Source organism: Methylobacterium sp. CCH5-D2, from assembly GCF_001556475.1.
Classification (GTDB): Bacteria; Pseudomonadota; Alphaproteobacteria; order Rhizobiales; family Beijerinckiaceae; genus Methylobacterium; species Methylobacterium hispanicum.
This window is the reverse complement of sequence record NZ_LSIX01000610.1, coordinates 1-263: the sequence shown is the minus strand read 5'-3', so window position 1 is coordinate 263 and position 263 is coordinate 1. Positions and strand designations below refer to the sequence as shown.

Annotated in this window: 1 pseudogene; it reads right to left on the bottom strand. The window is 72.2% G+C overall.

Annotation, left to right across the window (positions count from 1 at the left end):
• Nucleotides 1-263, bottom strand: a pseudogene (locus AX737_RS15605) (hybrid sensor histidine kinase/response regulator); the annotation flags it as partial.

Sequence of the window (263 nt, the reverse complement as noted above, 5' to 3'; positions counted from 1 at the left end):
CAGGCGAGGGCGAAGGTCAGCGTTCCCTCGCCGTCCATGGCGTCCCGCGCGTTCACCGTGAGGTTCACCAGGGCCGTGTCGAACTGGCTGGCGTCGGCCCGCACGAGGCAGGCGCCCTCGGGTTTCCTGGTCACGATGCGGATGCGCGCGCCGGTCAGGGTGTCGAGCATGGAGGCCATGCCGGCGAGGCGCGCGCCGACGTCGAACACCTCCGGCTTGAGCGTCTGGCGCCGGGCGAAGGCGAGGAGTTGCGCCGTCAGCCG